This is a genomic window from Bradyrhizobium sp. (assembly GCF_030697065.1).
GTDB lineage: Bacteria > Pseudomonadota > Alphaproteobacteria > Rhizobiales > Xanthobacteraceae > Bradyrhizobium.
Genome location: NZ_JAUYQU010000092.1, coordinates 41,267 through 56,582 on the forward strand (window position 1 = coordinate 41,267; position 15,316 = coordinate 56,582).

A 15,316-nucleotide genomic window follows, 5' to 3' on the forward strand; every position below is an offset into this window, starting at 1 on the left:
AAGCCTCGGTGATGTCCCATGACCCTTTACTTCCTGATCGACCCGAGCCGTGCCGCGATGTAGGCAACCGCCCCGTCGAGCGTGACAAGCTTCGGATAGTCGAGCTCGGGGATGTCGACGCCGAGGCGATGGTGGATCGCGGAGATGAAGTTCAGGAAATCCATGGAGTCAATGTCCAGGGCTTCGCGCAAATCGCCGGCCGGATCAATCGCCGCCAGATCGATTTCGGGGGCGATATTGTTGAGCTCTTCCTTGACCGCTTTGCGGATGTCGAGGTCATTCATAGCTTGTCGGGCTCCTGCAGCAGCATGCCGATCTCGGCGAGGAACAGCGCGCCGGCGTGTCCGTCACTGACCCGATGGTCGGCGGACAAGGTCATGGTGACGATCGAACGCGGTCCGATGGCGCCGTCGATGACCCACGGCCGCCTCACGACCTTGCCGAAGCCCAAGATCGCCACCTGCGGCGGGTAGATGATGCCGTAGAGTGTCTCGACGCCGCGTTCCCCCAGGCTCGTCACCGTGATCGTCGGATCGGATATCTCCGAACTGCGAATGCGACCGGCACGGGTTCGTTGAACGAGGTCGCGCATCCGCGTCATCAGCTCGTCGAGCTGGATCTGATCGGCGTCATGCAGGGCCGGCGCCGCCAGCCCGCCCCCGCGAATGGCGATCGCGACGCCGACATGCACCGCGCGCGACGGCTCGAATTTGCCGTCTCGGTAAAAGCCGTTGAAGGCCGGGAAGCGGCGCGCGGCCAGGGCAACCGATCTGACCATCAGCGCGCCGATCAGCAGGCGCTCGTCGGGCGGCCGCACCGCGTTCTTCTGCGTCAGCCATTGCTCGCTGACAGTGACGTCGACTTGGTGCTCGAGATAGTAATGCGGAATTTCTCGCTTTGATCGTGCCATCGCGGCGGCAATCGCCGTTCGCATGGCGTCGAGATCGAGGCCGGGTGCGCGTTTCTTTTCCGCATCAGCGACGGCCCCACCGAGGCGGCGCTCGACGTCGGCATAAATGATCGCCCCCGCCGGACCGCTTGCGGTCACGATCGAAAGATCGATCCCCTGCGCCCCGGCGAGCCGCCGCGCGGCCGGTGACACGCGCCGACGCGCTACGGCGGCCGGCGGCGGTGCGGGCGGCGATGGTGGCGCAACGGGCGCCAGTATCGAAGGCGGAGCCGCGGACAGGGCAACGGGCGCCGCCGGCGATGGCGCGGTTGCTACGGTGCCGGCGGCTTCCTCGCGTTCGGTCTGAATTCGCGCCAGCGGCGTCCCGACCGGCACGTTGGTATTGAGCCCGACGAGAATCTGCTCGATCTTGCCGGCCTCGAAGATTTCGATCTCGATCGCGCCTTTCTGGGTCTCTACGACGGCAACGATGTCGCCGCGCTTGACCCGGTCGCCGGGTTTGACCAGCCACTCAACCAGCGTGCCCGCTTCCATGTCGGCGCCGAGGGAGGGCATGCGGAATTCGGCCACGGTCTAGGCTCGCCCAAGCACGGCTTTGGCGGTCGCGACGATGCCGGGCACCTGCGGGATCGCCGCATTCTCGAGATGCCGGGCGTAGGGAATTGGCACCTCCGCGCTGCACACGCGGCCGATCGGCGCATCCAGTTCCCAGAAGGCCTGCTCGACGATACGCATGCCGATTTCCGCCGACAGGCTGCCGCTACGCCAGCCTTCGTCGACGATGACCGCCCGGCGCGTCCTGGCGATCGACGCCATGATGGTCGCGTCGTCGAGCGGCCTCAGGCTGCGCAGATCGATCACCTCGGCATGGATATTCTCGCCGGCCAGGACGGCAGCGGCTTCGAGCGTCTTCCACAGCGAGCCGCCATAGGTGATGAGCGAAATATCGCGGCCGGCACGGCGGACGGCGGCCCTGGCGATATCAACCGGAACGGCGTCCGCGGCCACAGTCCCGGTCATGTTGTAGAGCATGACGTTTTCGAAGATCAGCACCGGATCGGGATCCTGCAAAGCCGTCCACAACATGCCGCGCGCATCCTCGACGGTCGCCGGCGCCAGCACCTTGATTCCCGGAATGTGGGCATACCAGCCCTCGAGGCTGTGCGAATGCTGGGCCGCAAGCTGGCGACCGGCGCCGGTCGCCATGCGAATGACGAGCGGTACGCCGAACTGATTTCCCGACATGTGACGCAGCGTGGCCGCGGTATTGAGAATCTGATCGAGCGCGAGCAGGCTGAAATTCACCGTCATCAATTCAACGATCGGACGCATGCCGGCCATCGCCGCCCCAATGCCGGCACCGGTAAAGCCGGATTCCGACAGCGGCGTATCTCGGATCCGTTCCGCCCCGAATTCCGCCAACAGGCCCTTGCTCACCCCGTAGCACCCGCCATAATGGCCGACATCCTCGCCCATCAGGAACACGCGGTCATCCCGGCGCATTGCATCGCGGATCGCCTCGCGCATCGCGTCGCGGTAGGTGATTTCAGTCGTGGCGGGCTGGATCATCTGTTGCGGCACGACATTTCACCCTTCGGCTTCTGCGTGAGTGAAGCGGGTGAGCTGCTCGACCGGCTCCCATGTGCCTGCCTCGCTGAAGGAAACCGCCTCGGCAATCTCGGCTGCCACCTCGGATTCGATGCACGCCAGGTCGTCCGGGTGAACCAGGTGATTGGCTTCCAGCCAGCCCTGAAAGCGCACGATCGGTTCCTTGTGTCGCCAGGCCTCAACCTCGGCCTTGTCACGATAGAGTTGAGCGTCGAACATCGAATGCGCGCGCAGCCGGTAGGTCCGGCATTCCAGGAAGTGGGGCTTGCGGGTTTCGCGCACCACGTGCACTGCCCGCCGTGTGGCCGCCTCGACCGCGATCACATCCATGCCGTCGACCGCCTCGGATGCAATCTGGTAGCACGCCGCCTTGCGCTGGATATCGGTTTCGGATTCCGAAAGGGCCAGCGCCGTTCCCATCGCGTAACGGTTGTTTTCGCACACGAACAGCACCGGCAGCCCCCACAGTGCAGCCAGATTCATGCTTTCGTGAAACTCGCCTTCGGCAACGGCGCCTTCCCCGAAAAAGCAGGCCGTGACGATGTCGTCGCCCCGCATCCGGTCGGCGAGCGCCAGTCCGATCGCCATCGGCAAACCGCCACCGACGATGGCGTTGCCACCATAGAAATTCGTGGCGCGATCGAACAGGTGCATGGAGCCGCCGCGTCCGCGGCTGCAGCCATCCTGCTTGCCGTACATTTCCGCCAGCACCGCTTTCATCGGCACGCCGCGCACCAAAGCATGGCCGTGCTCGCGGTAGGTCGCCACGATCCTGTCTCGCTGTTCCAGCACCGGGATCACGCCGACGGCCACCGCTTCCTCGCCGTCGTAGAGGTGCAGGAAGCCCCTGATCTCTTCCCTTGTATAGAGTTCGGCGCACTTGTCCTCGAAGCGACGAATACGGATCATCTGTCTCAGCAAGGCCAGCAAGTGCTCGCGCGACAGATGCGGCTTTTCGGCTGACGCGGTCATCGCTCCTCGCTTTCGAGCGTCGAGATATCGCCCTCCGGTAGGCCCAGTTCACGGGCCTTGAGCAGGCGGCGCATGATCTTGCCGCTGCGCGTCTTGGGCAGGTTCTGCCGAAAGGCGATGTCCTTTGGCGCGACCGCCGGACCGAGACGCTGGCGCGCATGGCCGAGCAATTCCTTGCGCAGCGCATCGCTGGCCTCGAAGCCGTTCCTGAGGGCAACGTAGGCCTTGACCATCTCGCCGGCGGTCGGGTCGGGAATGCCGATCACGCCGGCCTCGGCCACGGCCGGATGCTCCATCAGCGTGCTTTCCACTTCGAACGGGCCGATCAGATGGCCGGCGCTCTTGATCACGTCGTCAGCCCGGCCGACAAACCAGTAGTATCCCTCGCTGTCGCGCATCGCGAGGTCGCCGGTCAGATACCAGCCGCCCGCGAAACACTTCCTGTATCGTTCCTCTTCGTTGAGATAGGCGCGCATCATCGACGGCCAACCCGGGCGGAGCGCGAGTTCGCCCATCGCCATCGGTTTGGTGATTTCGCGCAATTCGCCGCGTTCGAAGCGCTCGACGATGCCGACCTTAATCCCCGGCAGGGGACGCCCCATCGAGCCCGGCTTGACGTCCATCGAGGGGTAATTGGAGATCATGATGCCGCCGGTCTCCGTCTGCCACCAGTTGTCGTGAAACGGCTTTCCGAAGGTGGCCGCGCTCCACGCCACGGCTTCCGGGTTGAGCGGTTCGCCGACGCTGGCCATGTAGCGCACTTTGGACAGATCAAATCGCCTGGTAATTTCGGCTCCAACCTTCATCAGCATGCGGATCGCCGTCGGCGCCGTGTACCAGACGGTGACGTTCTGATCCTGCAGGATGCGATACCAGCGTTCCGCGTCGAATTCGGCTTGGTCGACGATCATGGTCGCGCCATTGGTGAGCGGCGAGATGATTCCATAGGAGGTCCCGGTCACCCATCCCGGGTCGGCCGTGCACCAGAAGATGTCGTCCGGACGGAGATCGAGCGCGAGCCGGCCGGTGATGTGATGAGCGACGACGGCTTCATGGACATGCACGACACCCTTTGGCCGCCCGGTTGTCCCGCTGGTGAAGTGAAGCAAGGCCATGTCCTCGGGCCCCGTCCACACCGTCTCGAACGAATCCGAAGCCTGCGCCAGCGCGGCGGACAGATCGATCGTATCAGCTGGCAGGCCGGTCGAACATTCGGTCAGGAAAACATACTCCAGGCTCGCGAGCTCTTTTCGCCAAGGCTCGATCTTCCGCCGGTAAAATGCCTCGGAGGTTACAAGCACTTTGGCATTGCCGATCGTCATGCGGGCCTTGATGGGATCCGGCCCGAACGCCGAGAACAACGGCGAGAACACGCTTGCGTTCTTCAGCGTGCCGAGGGCGGCAACATAGAGTTCGGGCACGCGGCCGAGCAGCGAGAATACCCGATCGCCCTTCGCGACCCCGCGCTGCGCCAGGATATTGGCGAACCGATTGATCTGGGCACCCAGAGCCCGGTAGCTGAAATCCCGAACCTGATCGCCGCGCCCGATCCAGCGCATCGCCAGTCTGTCGCCGCGGCCCGCCAACACGTGCCGGTCGACGGCCTCGAACGCGATATTGATCCCGCCATTCGGCAGACCATCAAGCAGCGCCCGCGCCTGCGACCACGCGAATCGGCTGGCGTATTCTTCATAATCCTGAAGGTTGGCGCCGACATGATCCTCGGGCTGCTTCCGGATACGCTCCCATTCCATGGCGAACCTTGAAGGTGATTACGACCAAAAAGCTACATGGCGGAATTCGAGTGGCCTTGACGTGGGTCAAGCCCGAAGCCCGCGCGATCGAGGCCGAAGCCGCGGGGGAGGCGTGACGGCCGTCTCCGGTACCTTTCGGAAGGCGCGCAGCGGCGGCCTATCCGGGTGGTTGCAGGTCAGCCGGGCATCGTCGGGCCTCGGTTCCGGCCGTCCGGGCGACCGCCGGTTTCGTGATGTAACTCCGTGATGCATAATGCTAGGACAGCCTCACCCTCCGCAAATTGACATCCAATCGGTAACCGCATGCGAAAGATTTCAACGACAGGATTTCTCTCCAGTGCAGTCCTGCTGGCGCTTCTGTGCGGACCGCAAATCGTATCGGCTCAACCAGTTCCCGCTGCACCCCGGCCACTGGCCGCTCCCGCCAAGCCGGCCCCGGCCCCGCGCGGCGGCGCGGCCTGCCATAACGGGATGTCGTTCGACCGATTCCTTGCCAACCTCAAACAGCAGGCTGTCGCGGCGGGGGTGTCGCAGCGGGCGCTGGCCGAGGCATCGCCCGGACTCGTCTACGACCAGGGCATCGTCAACCGAGATCGCGGCCAACGCGTGTTCGGGCAGGTGTTCACCGAATTCGCGGCGCGGATGGCCGCGGTGTACCGGATGCAGCATGGGCAGAAGAAAATCAAAACCCATGCCGCGGCGTTCGCGCGCGCCGAGAAGGAATATGGCGTGCCGCCGGCTGTGATCGCCGCGTTCTGGGGATTGGAAAGCGATTTCGGCGCCAACATGGGCAATCTGCCGACGCTGCGCTCGCTGGTGTCGCTGGCCTATGATTGCCGCCGCTCCGAAATGTTCCAGAAGGAAACCATCGCCGCCTTGAAGATCATCGACCGCGGCGACCTTTCGCCGGATGAAATGATCGGCTCCTGGGCCGGCGAACTCGGGCAGACGCAATTCCTGCCGACGCATTATTTCAACTACGCCGTCGACTTCGACGGCGATGGTCATCGCGACATGCTGCGCAGCCCGGATGATGTGATCGGCTCGACCGCGAACTACATCGCCAACGGCCTGAAATGGCGGCGCGGCGAACCCTGGCTGCAGGAAGTGCGGGTGCCGCAAAATCTACCGTGGGACCAGGCCGACCTGACGATCAAGCATCCGCGTTCGAAATGGACGCAATTCGGCGTCACCTATCCCGACGGGAAATCGCTGCCGAACGACAGCCTGCCGGCGTCGCTGCTGCTGCCGATGGGCCGCCACGGGCCGGCGTTCCTCGCCTATCCGAATTTCGCCGCCTATACCGAGTGGAACAACTCGCTGATCTATTCGACCACCGCCGGCTATCTCGCCACCCGCATCGCCGGGGCGCCGCCGATGCAGCGCCCCTCGGCCCCGGTGGCGCAACTGTCATTCAACGAACTGCGCGAGTTGCAGCAGCTCCTGGTGCGCGCGGGATTCGATGTCGGCAAGATCGACGGCATCATGGGACAACTCAGCCGCACCGCGGTCAAGACCATGCAGATCAAATACGGTTTGCCCGCGGATTCATGGCCCACCGCCGAATTGCTGGCCCGGATGCGCGGCCAGCCGGTCGCACCGCGCGCGCCCGCGCAGCCCAGACCATCGGCGCTCCGCTAGAGCGGCATTCTTCAACGTTGTATTCTGTCTGCCGACGCCCCACTTCGAGCAGAACTACCCCGCATCGACCATATTCCAGCACGAAAAGAGCATCCCATGTCTTTCCACGACGCTTCCGTTGCCGCGTACTTGCAGATCCTGGGCAGCCTCACCAACATCCTCGGCAAGGCCGAGGCGTATTGCATGGCGAAGAAAATCCCGCCCGAGGTGTTGCTCGGCGCCCGGCTTTATCCGGACATGCTGCCATTGAGTCGGCAGATCCAGCTCACCTGCGATTTCGCCACCAAGGGCTGCGCGCGCCTCACCCAGAGCGAGGTGCCTTCCATTCCCGACACCGAAAAGAGTTTTGACGAGTTGAAGGCGCGGCTCGCCAGGACCATCGACTATGTGAAGGCGTTCAAGCCGGCACAGTTCGACGGGGCCGAGACCCGCGACGTGACGTTTCCGACAGGTCCAGACAAGACCACAACCATGAAGGGCCAACAATTCCTCAGCCAGTTCTCGTTGCCGAACTTCTACTTCCATGCCGCCACCGCCCACGGCATCCTCCGGCACAACGGCGTCGAAATCGGCAAGCGGGATTTTCTCGGGGTTAGTTGAGCGGCTTCTCAGCGTTTCCGGGACGATGCAAAGCATCGAACCCCGGAATGACGGCGGAACGGCCGACGGCATTGCCAAGCACACCGGCAATGCCCACCTCCATCCCATCTGCAATTCACCGGAACAAAAAAAATGAGCACGCCGACCAAACTATTCGAACCTTACAAGCTCGGGCCGATTACGCTTCCCAACCGGCTGGTGATGGCGCCCCTGACCCGCAACCGCGCGGTCCCTCCCGGGATGGTGCCAAGTGAGCTGGCGGTCGAATATTACGGCCAGCGCGCGTCGGCGGGCCTGCTGATCACCGAAGCGAGCCAGGTCTCGCAGCAGGGCCAGGGCTATCAGGATACACCGGGTATCTATTCCAAGGAACAGGTCGCGGGCTGGCGCAAGGTCACCGACCGCGTGCACGAGCGTGGCGGGCGCATCTTCATCCAGCTCTGGCATGTCGGTCGCGTATCACATACCTCGCTGCAGCCGGATGGCGGCGCCCCCGTGGCGCCCTCGGCGATCCGCGCCAAGGGCAAGACCTTCGTCAACGGCACGTTTGCGGACATTTCCGAGCCGCGCGAACTGGCGCTTTCGGAAATCCCGGGGATTATCGAGGATTTCAAGCGCGGCACCTCCCACGCGCTGGCAGCCGGGTTCGACGGCGTCGAAATCCACGGCGCCAATGGCTATTTGCTCGATCAATTCGCCAAGGATGGCGCCAACAAGCGCACCGATGCCTATGGCGGCTCGATCGAGAACCGGGCTAAACTGATGCTGGAGATTTCGAAAGTGGTGGCCGCCGAGGCCGGCTCCGACCGCACCGGCATCCGCATCTCGCCGGTTACCCCGGCCAACGACATTTCCGACAGTGATCCGCAACCGCTGTTCGACCATATTGTCGACCAGCTCAACGCGATGAAGCTGGTCTACATCCACGTCATCGAGGGCGCCACGGGTGGGCCGCGCGACAACGCGCCGTTCGACTATGCGAGCCTGCGCAAGCGCTTCAAGGGAGCCTATGTCGCCAACAACGGCTACGACTACGAGCTCGCGACCAAGGTGCTGGCGGCGGATGCGGCCGATCTGATCGCGTTCGGAAAGCCGTTCATCTCCAATCCCGACCTGGTCGAGCGGCTGAAGCAGGGCGCCCCGCTGAACGCGTTCGACAAGGCGACGTTCTATGGCGGCGGGGCGAAGGGGTATACGGATTATCCTGTGCTGGGTGGAGCGGTGGCGGCGGGGTAAGGAGCGAACACTGGCTCAGCCGTCATTCCGGGGCGCATCGAAGATGCGAACCCGGAATCTCGAGATTCCGGGTTCGACGCTTCGCGTCGCCCCGGAATGACTACGATCCATTAGAGTGGGCCTCCGGCGCAACGTGGTTGGCGGCAATCCAGTCTTCAAGCGCGGCAATTTCGCCCACCGACAGGTGCAGCCCCAGTTTCGAGCGCCGCCAGACGATGTCCTCGGCGCTGCGGGCCCACTCGTGGGCCATCAGGTATCGCACCTCGCTCTCGGTCAAACCGGCGCCGAAGGACTGGCCGAGATCGACAAGCGATTTCGCATCACCGAGCCATTTGGTTGCGCGGGTGCCATAGGCATGCGCCAGCCGGCTGGCATGGGCCGGCGTCAGGAACGGATAACTTCGCATCAGTTCAGCCGTCAGCGCCGCAACCGCCGATACATCCATGTCGCCGCCGGGCAACGGCGATTTGCCGGTCCAGCCTTCTTTCGCCTTGAGGTCGCTGCGCAGATAGGGCGCGAGCCGCTCGAGCGCCTCTTCGGCGAGGCGGCGATAGGTGGTGATCTTGCCGCCATAGATCGACAGCATCGGCGCGCCGCCGGGGGTGTCGAGTTCGAACACGTAGTCGCGGGTGGCAGCCTTGGCTTCGCTGGCGCCATCGTCATAGAGCGGACGCACGCCGGCATAGGTCCAGACCACATCCTCCGGGCTGACCGGCTTGGCGAGATATTCGCTGACGGAATCACAGAGATATTTTATCTCTTCGGTCGAGGCTTTCACTTTCGAAGGGTCGCCGTCGAAGTCGCGATCGGTGGTCCCGATCAGCGTAAAATCATCCTGGTAGGGAATGACGAACACGATGCGGCCGTCGCTGTTCTGGAACATGTAGGCGCGGTCGTGGGCATAGAGTTTGCGCACTACGATGTGGGAGCCCTGCACCAGCCTCACCTTGGCCCGCGCGTTGACGCCGGCGCCGGACCGCAAGACATCCTCGACCCAGGGACCGCCGGCATTGACCAGCGATCGAGCCTTTATCGTGCTGCCTGTTCCAGTCGATGTGTCCTCGAGCGCGACGTGCCAGATTCCGTCCGCTTGACGGATCTCGACCGCGCGGGTGCGGGTGCGGATCTCGGCGCCGCGGTCGGCCGCATCCCGAGCCGTGAGCACCACGAGCCGCGCGTCGTCGACGAAGCAGTCGGAATATTCGAACGCCCTGGTGTAGCGGTTGGGGACCAAGGGCTTGCCCACCTCATCCCGGGTCAGGTCGACCGAGCGCGTCGGCGGCAACAGTTTGCGGCCGCCGATGTGGTCGTAGAGAAACAACCCCAACCGTAATAGCCAGGCCGGGCGTAACCCGGCATGGTGCGGCAAAACGAATCGCAGGGGGCGGATGATGTGGGGCGCGATCTGCCAAAGGATCTCGCGCTCGATCAGCGCCTCGCGCACCAAACGAAACTCGTAATATTCGAGATAGCGCAGGCCGCCATGCACCAGCTTGGTCGACCAGGACGACGTGCCGCTGGCCAAGTCATTCATTTCACAAAGAAAAACGGAATTTCCCCGGCCTGCGGCATCGCGCGCAATGCCGCAGCCATTGATGCCGCCTCCGATAATCGCGAGGTCGAAAATCTTGTCCAAAAAGCCGATTCCCGGGCGCTAGCCCATTCATTTTTCGGTTTTACTTTCGACTTCGAATAAATCACGACCGAATGTGAAAGCAAGTGAAAACGAGATGGCCGCGCCGGATGCGGTATGAGGCAAATCGCCGAAAGAACGGAGCCGTCCCCGAGCTCTGGACAGATATCGGAGGCTTCACCCAGAGAACCCGAGAGCGTTACGGGCTCTGGCCTTCAACGGCCTCGATTGATCCTGGATGTTCGCCCTAGCGCAGGCGCGTCACGGTTGACGCCGGCTCAACCGCGGGCTCATCGGGATCGGCCGTCGGATGTGGCATCGCCTCGATCACCTCGATGCCTCGGCTGTGGCAAATGCTCGCAATGCCCGCCGGCAGGGCCGCGTCGGTGACGAAAGTCTGGATCTGGCTGAGATGGGCGATGCGCACCGGCGCGCTGCGGCGAAGTTTGGTGCTATCGGCGACCAGCATCACGCTGCGGGCGTTGGCAATGATGGCCTGCGCCGCCTGCACCTCGCGATAGTCGAAATCCAGCAACGCGCCCTCCTCGTCGATCGCGGAGGCGCCGATGATGGCGTAGTCGACCTTGAACTGGCCGATCAGGCTGATCGCGGTCGAGCCGATCACCGCGCCGTCGGCGCGACGCACCGCGCCGCCGGCCACGATCACCTCGATGCGCGGATGCCGGTAGAGCAGCATCGCCACGTTGAGGTTGTTGGTGATGACGAGGAGGTCCTGGTGCGAGGTCAGCGCGCTGGCAACCTCTTCGGTCGTGGTGCCGATGTTGATGAACAGCGAGCAGCCGTTCGGAATCTGCGCCGCGGCGGCGGCCCCGATCGCCTTCTTCTCCTCGGCCGCGACGAAGCGGCGGGCCTCATAGGCAAGGTTCTCGACCCCGGAGGCGATGATGGCGCCGCCGTGAATCCGGGTCAGCGAACGATGGTCGCAGAGATCGTTGAGGTCCTTGCGGATGGTCTGCGCCGAAACCTCGAAACGGCGGGCGAGATCCTCCACCATCACCCGGCCAAAGGCGCGGGCGATATTGAGAATTTCGGTTTGGCGATGGGACAGGCCGGTCACAGAGGCACCTCGGGGCAGCGCCCATGGTGCGGCGGTTCGATGGTTCGGTCAACGCGGCAGACCGGCGGTGTCGCGGCGATTGGCGACTACGGTTACCAGCCTAGGCGGCGATCCGCCCGCCCTGCGCCAGACGGCGCGCCGCCCGTTCGGCTTCGCGCGCGTTACGGAAGAGCCGGCCTTCCAGCGAACTGAAACGGTAGGTGGCGGCGAAGAAGCGATAGCCCCGGGGATCGCGCACGACGATTCCGGCCGCCTGCGATCCGACCTCGATGATATAGGTGTCCGACATAGCTTTCCGCCCTTATTCCAGCCTGTGCGAATAACAGCACATGCGCTGAAATGTTCCTGGGTGCGCGAGGCTTACGGCGCGATGGGCCCTTGACCGGTTTCGAGGGTGGCGGCAATGCTGCTGCAAGGGTGCCTCGATCGAACCGGCTGGAGAATTGACATGAAAACAAAACTTGCAGCGACGGCGCTGCTGGCACTGGTGGTTTGCGCGCCGGCCGAACGGGCGGCGGCGCAGGAAAGCACGCTCGGCGGCGCGCTGTTCGGCGGCGTGGCCGGCGCCATTGTCGGCGGCGCACTCGGCGGCAACAGCGGTGCTGCGGCAGGCGCGGTGCTCGGCGCGGCCACCGGTGCCGCGATCGGCGCCCAGGGGGAGCCGCGGCCCGGCGGCTACCGCTATTACCGGAACGGCTGCTACGTGCAGCAGGGCGACGGCTCATGGGTCGGCGTTTCGCCGCGCTATTGCCAGACGGCGCAATACGCTCCCCGCGAGCGATATGCTCCGAGGCAGCAGTATTACGAGGAGGCGCCGGCCTGCACGCGCTACCGCTCCTATGACCCCCGCACCGGCACCTATATCGGCCGCGACGGTTACCAGCGTCCCTGCCCGTAGGCGCCGTCAGGCACCGCGCGTGACCGCCTCATAGGTCAGCCGCTTGAACTCGATGGCGAAGGGTGGAAAAAAGCCATCTGGCGCTGCGTCATCAGCAGGCCGGCGACGCCGGTTTTCGGCGAAATCCACCATTGCGTGCCGGCCACCCCGCCCCACCAGAATTCGCCGGCCGCATCGCCGTGATCGAGCGGCGAGGGCCGCAGGGTCAGCGCGCCCGCCAGCCCGTAGCCCTTGCCGACCAGTTCTCCCGTCATCGGAAAACGCATCCAGACGCCGCCGGGCAGCTGATTGGTCATCATCTCGGCTATCGTTTCCGGCTTCAGCAGCGTCGGTCCGCCCGGCAGCAGACTTCGAATGAGCGCCACCATGTCCGGCAAGCTCGACACCAGGCCGCCACCGCCGCTCAGCCTCGGCCACGGCCGAGTTATCGGTGCGGGTCAGGCCCGGTTTCATCGGATCCATCAGATCCGCCCCGGCATAATAGGCGGCGAGCCGGCTGCGGTCTTTTTCCGGCACCGCGAAGGCGGTGTCCACCATGCCAAGCGGAGCAAAAATCCGCCGTGCGATGAACTTGTCCAGCGCCTCGCCGCTGACGACTTCCACCAGCCGTCCCACGACGTCGGTCGCGACCGAATACTCCCATGACGTGCCCGGGTGATAGGCCAGCGGCAGCTCCGCCAGCGTGTCGATCATGTCGACCAGCGTCGTCGTGGGGTTGAGCACCTTGCGTTGCTGGTAAGCCTTGAACAGCGGGGTCCCCGGATCGAACAGACCATAGCTCAGCCCCGAACTGTGACTGAGCAACTGGCGAATGGTGATCGATCCCCTGGCCGGCTCGGCATCTTCGAGCGATGTCGCGCCCGGGCGCATCACCCGGCGGTTGCCAAGCTGCGGGATGAATTTCTCGATCGGGTCGTCGAGCAGGAAGCGGCCCTCCTCGCAAAGCAGCAGCGCGGCGCAGGAGGTAATCAGCTTGGTGTTGGAGAACACCCGGAACAGGTGATCGGTGCGCAACGGGATCTGTGTTTCCTTGTCGGCCCAACCCACACAATTTACGTCCACCAGATCCCGGCCCACCAGCACCGCGGACGATACGCCGGGCAGGATGTTGCCATCGACCAGGCGGCGCATGGCGGCATGGGCCGCCCCGAAACCGTAGCCGGTGGTCGTCATCTTCAAATCCTGCACGTGCATTTTACTCCCGTCGCACGCATTGCTTCCGCCGCGGTTCTCTACCCGCAGTATCAGTGGACCAAACGGGGCGTCAATCGCTGCCGCAGAAATCGAGGCGCCCGGAGAAAGACACAAAGATTCTTTTTGCCGTACGGCTGCAACGGCCAACGCCGAATGCCATAGTCGGGATCAAATCGCCGGCCAACGCCGGCATCGATCGGGAGGGACCTGATGGCTTTGACAGAATCCTGCGTGGCGGGACCGACAACTCCGGCGGTGCGCGATATCACGCTCGGCCAATTGCTCGAACGGGCCGCTAAATCGGCGCCGGACCGGATCGCGCTGATATCGGGCGTCCCCGATCCGGCGCTGCGGCGCCAGTGGACCTATGCCGAACTCCGCCGCGAGGCGCAACGCACCGCGCGCGCGTTGCTCAGCCGCTTCAAACCGGGCGAACGGATCGCGGTCTGGGCGCAGAACCTGCCCGAATGGATCATGCTCGAGTTCGGCGCGGGACTCGCCGGCATGGTGCTGGTCACCGTCAATCCCGGTTTCAGGGTCAACGAGGTCGAATATGTGCTGAAGCAATCACGCTCGGCCGGCGTGTTCGTGGTCAATTCCTTCCGTGGCAATCCGATGCTGCAGACCGTGCGCGAGGTCGCGCCGCACTGCCCGGAGTTGCGCGAGATCGTCTGTTTCGACGACTGGCCGGCCTTCATCGTCGCCGGCGACGACAGCAGCCCACTTCCGGACGTCCAGCCGACCGATCCCGTGATGATCCAGTATACCTCGGGCACCACGGGCTTTCCCAAAGGCGCGTTGCTGCATCATCGCGGCCTCGCCAACAACGGCGCCGACACCGCCGACCGCATGGGGATCGACCCCGGCGACGTCTTCATCACCACCATGCCGCTGTTCCACACCGGCGGCTGCGTCTGCTGCGTGATCGGCGCGGTGTCCAAGGCCGCGACCCAGGTGCTGCTGGAGGCGTTCGAACCCGGACTCGTGCTCGAAATGTTCGAAACCTACCGCGGCAATGCGATGCTCGGCGTGCCGACCATGCTGGTGGCGATGCTGGAACATCCCTCCTTCGCATCCACCGACCTCAAGTCGGTCAAGGCGATCTGTTCGGGCGGCTCCACTGTGCCGGCCGCGCTCGTCACCTTGCTGGAGCAGAAACTGGGGGCGCCCTTCACCATCGTGTTCGGGCAGACCGAATGTTCGCCGGTGGCCGCCCAGACCCTGACCACGGATACGATCGAGGACAAGGCCGGCACCATCGGCCTGCCGCTGCCGAACATGGAAACCAAAATCGTCAATCCCGATACCGGCAACACGGTGCCGATCGGCGAGATCGGTGAATTCTGCACGCGCGGCTATCACATCATGCTCGGCTATTTCGAAATGCCGGACGCGACCGCCGCTGCGATCGATGCCGAGGGCTGGCTGCATACCGGCGATCTGTGCGCGATGGACGCGCGCGGCTATTGCACGGTGGAAGGGCGCCTGAAGGACATGATCATCCGCGGCGGCGAGAACATCTATCCGCGCGAGCTCGAAGAATTGTTGTTTCGTCACCCCAAGGTCGGCGAGGTGGCAGTGGTCGGACTGCCGCACGAAAAATGGGGCGAAGAGGTCGCCGCCTTCATCCGCGCAGCGCCGGGCGCGACCATCGACAAGGAGGAATTGTCGGCCTACATGCGCGCCTCGCTCGCTCATCACAAGACGCCGCGGCACTGGTTCGTGGTCGAGGCCTTTCCGCTGACGGGATCGGGAAAAATCCAGAAGTTCAAGCTGCGCGAATTCTGGGCCA

14 protein-coding genes and 1 pseudogene are annotated in these 15,316 nt (G+C 64.2%); 5 read left to right on the forward strand and 10 right to left on the reverse strand.

The window, feature by feature from the left end:
- Positions 1–26: 26 nt before the first annotated feature.
- Genes Q8R73_RS06710 through acsA form a run of 5 tightly spaced genes read right to left on the reverse strand, consistent with a single transcriptional unit; the run spans position 27 to position 5,244 of the window.
- Positions 27–284: an acyl carrier protein gene (locus Q8R73_RS06710; RefSeq protein WP_305718756.1), complete on the reverse strand. Its 258-nt coding sequence runs from the start codon at positions 282–284 to the stop codon at positions 27–29.
- Positions 281–1,465, reverse strand: coding sequence for a dihydrolipoamide acetyltransferase family protein (locus tag Q8R73_RS06715; RefSeq protein ID WP_305718757.1), 1,185 nt, complete (start codon positions 1,463–1,465; stop codon positions 281–283). Before Q8R73_RS06715 ends, Q8R73_RS06710 begins: the two co-directional genes overlap by 4 nt.
- A gap of 18 nt (positions 1,466–1,483) precedes the next feature.
- Positions 1,484–2,491, reverse strand: a complete 1,008-nt coding sequence (locus tag Q8R73_RS06720) for an alpha-ketoacid dehydrogenase subunit beta (RefSeq protein WP_305718758.1) — start codon at positions 2,489–2,491, stop codon at positions 1,484–1,486.
- A 6-nt stretch (positions 2,492–2,497) separates the two neighbouring features.
- A complete protein-coding gene (pdhA, locus tag Q8R73_RS06725) occupies positions 2,498–3,490 on the reverse strand; it encodes a pyruvate dehydrogenase (acetyl-transferring) E1 component subunit alpha (protein ID WP_305718759.1) in 993 nt (330 codons plus the stop codon).
- Positions 3,487–5,244 (reverse strand): acetate--CoA ligase, encoded by a 1,758-nt coding sequence (acsA, locus tag Q8R73_RS06730; protein ID WP_305718760.1) that lies wholly within the window; start codon positions 5,242–5,244, stop codon positions 3,487–3,489. The genes pdhA and acsA overlap by 4 nt, the downstream gene beginning before the upstream one ends.
- A 312-nt stretch (positions 5,245–5,556) precedes the next feature.
- On the opposite strand from acsA, the gene Q8R73_RS06735 reads away from it, so the two are divergent.
- The 3 genes from Q8R73_RS06735 to Q8R73_RS06745 all read left to right on the forward strand — a co-directional run bounded on the left by Q8R73_RS06735 (position 5,557) and on the right by Q8R73_RS06745 (position 8,721).
- On the forward strand, positions 5,557–6,885 hold the full coding sequence (locus tag Q8R73_RS06735) for a lytic murein transglycosylase (protein WP_371126044.1): 1,329 nt from the start codon (positions 5,557–5,559) through the stop codon (positions 6,883–6,885).
- Between the two features lie 96 nt (positions 6,886–6,981).
- Complete coding sequence (locus tag Q8R73_RS06740; protein WP_305718762.1) at positions 6,982–7,485, forward strand: DUF1993 family protein; 504 nt, start codon at positions 6,982–6,984, stop codon at positions 7,483–7,485.
- 132 nt (positions 7,486–7,617) lie between these two features.
- Positions 7,618–8,721: an alkene reductase gene (locus Q8R73_RS06745; RefSeq protein WP_305718763.1), complete on the forward strand. Its 1,104-nt coding sequence runs from the start codon at positions 7,618–7,620 to the stop codon at positions 8,719–8,721.
- A 100-nt stretch (positions 8,722–8,821) separates the two neighbouring features.
- On the opposite strand, the gene glpD is transcribed toward Q8R73_RS06745, so the two are convergent.
- The 3 genes from glpD to Q8R73_RS06760 all read right to left on the reverse strand — a co-directional run bounded on the left by glpD (position 8,822) and on the right by Q8R73_RS06760 (position 11,721).
- Positions 8,822–10,357: a glycerol-3-phosphate dehydrogenase gene (glpD, locus tag Q8R73_RS06750; protein ID WP_371126042.1), complete on the reverse strand. Its 1,536-nt coding sequence runs from the start codon at positions 10,355–10,357 to the stop codon at positions 8,822–8,824.
- A gap of 244 nt (positions 10,358–10,601) precedes the next feature.
- The gene (locus tag Q8R73_RS06755) at positions 10,602–11,432 is read right to left on the reverse strand and encodes a DeoR/GlpR family DNA-binding transcription regulator (RefSeq protein WP_305718764.1); all 831 of its coding nucleotides are present in this window, start codon (positions 11,430–11,432) and stop codon (positions 10,602–10,604) included.
- 100 nt (positions 11,433–11,532) lie between these two features.
- Positions 11,533–11,721: a hypothetical protein gene (locus Q8R73_RS06760; RefSeq protein ID WP_305718765.1), complete on the reverse strand. Its 189-nt coding sequence runs from the start codon at positions 11,719–11,721 to the stop codon at positions 11,533–11,535.
- Between the two features lie 159 nt (positions 11,722–11,880).
- On the opposite strand from Q8R73_RS06760, the gene Q8R73_RS06765 reads away from it, so the two are divergent.
- Positions 11,881–12,330, forward strand: a complete 450-nt coding sequence (locus tag Q8R73_RS06765; protein ID WP_371126043.1) for a BA14K family protein — start codon at positions 11,881–11,883, stop codon at positions 12,328–12,330.
- 35 nt (positions 12,331–12,365) lie between these two features.
- On the opposite strand, the gene Q8R73_RS26025 is transcribed toward Q8R73_RS06765, so the two are convergent.
- Together Q8R73_RS26025 and Q8R73_RS06775 are read right to left on the reverse strand one after the other, a co-directional pair.
- Positions 12,366–12,629, reverse strand: coding sequence for a hypothetical protein (locus tag Q8R73_RS26025; RefSeq protein ID WP_371126045.1), 264 nt, complete (start codon positions 12,627–12,629; stop codon positions 12,366–12,368).
- Positions 12,553–13,524 (reverse strand): annotated as a pseudogene (locus Q8R73_RS06775) (serine hydrolase domain-containing protein); the annotation flags it as partial. The pseudogene Q8R73_RS06775 and the gene Q8R73_RS26025, both read right to left, overlap by 77 nt.
- A gap of 210 nt (positions 13,525–13,734) precedes the next feature.
- On the opposite strand from Q8R73_RS06775, the gene Q8R73_RS06780 reads away from it, so the two are divergent.
- The coding region (locus Q8R73_RS06780; RefSeq protein ID WP_305718767.1) for an AMP-binding protein at positions 13,735–15,316 on the forward strand (1,582 nt) is incomplete at its 3' end.

Excerpts from the sequence above, each read along its gene's own strand:
- Q8R73_RS06710 (WP_305718756.1), bottom strand. The coding sequence starts at position 284 with ATGAATGACCTCGACATCCGCAAAGCGGTCAAGGAAGAGCTCAACAAT.
- pdhA (WP_305718759.1), bottom strand. The coding sequence starts at position 3,490 with ATGACCGCGTCAGCCGAAAAGCCGCATCTGTCGCGCGAGCACTTGCTG.
- acsA (WP_305718760.1), bottom strand. The coding sequence starts at position 5,244 with ATGGAATGGGAGCGTATCCGGAAGCAGCCCGAGGATCATGTCGGCGCC.
- Q8R73_RS06715 (WP_305718757.1), bottom strand. The coding sequence starts at position 1,465 with ATGCCCTCCCTCGGCGCCGACATGGAAGCGGGCACGCTGGTTGAGTGG.
- Q8R73_RS06740 (WP_305718762.1), top strand. The coding sequence starts at position 6,982 with ATGTCTTTCCACGACGCTTCCGTTGCCGCGTACTTGCAGATCCTGGGC.
- Q8R73_RS26025 (WP_371126045.1), bottom strand. The coding sequence starts at position 12,629 with ATGATGACCAATCAGCTGCCCGGCGGCGTCTGGATGCGTTTTCCGATG.
- Q8R73_RS06765 (WP_371126043.1), top strand. The coding sequence starts at position 11,881 with ATGAAAACAAAACTTGCAGCGACGGCGCTGCTGGCACTGGTGGTTTGC.
- Q8R73_RS06760 (WP_305718765.1), bottom strand. The coding sequence starts at position 11,721 with ATGTCGGACACCTATATCATCGAGGTCGGATCGCAGGCGGCCGGAATC.
- Q8R73_RS06745 (WP_305718763.1), top strand. The coding sequence starts at position 7,618 with ATGAGCACGCCGACCAAACTATTCGAACCTTACAAGCTCGGGCCGATT.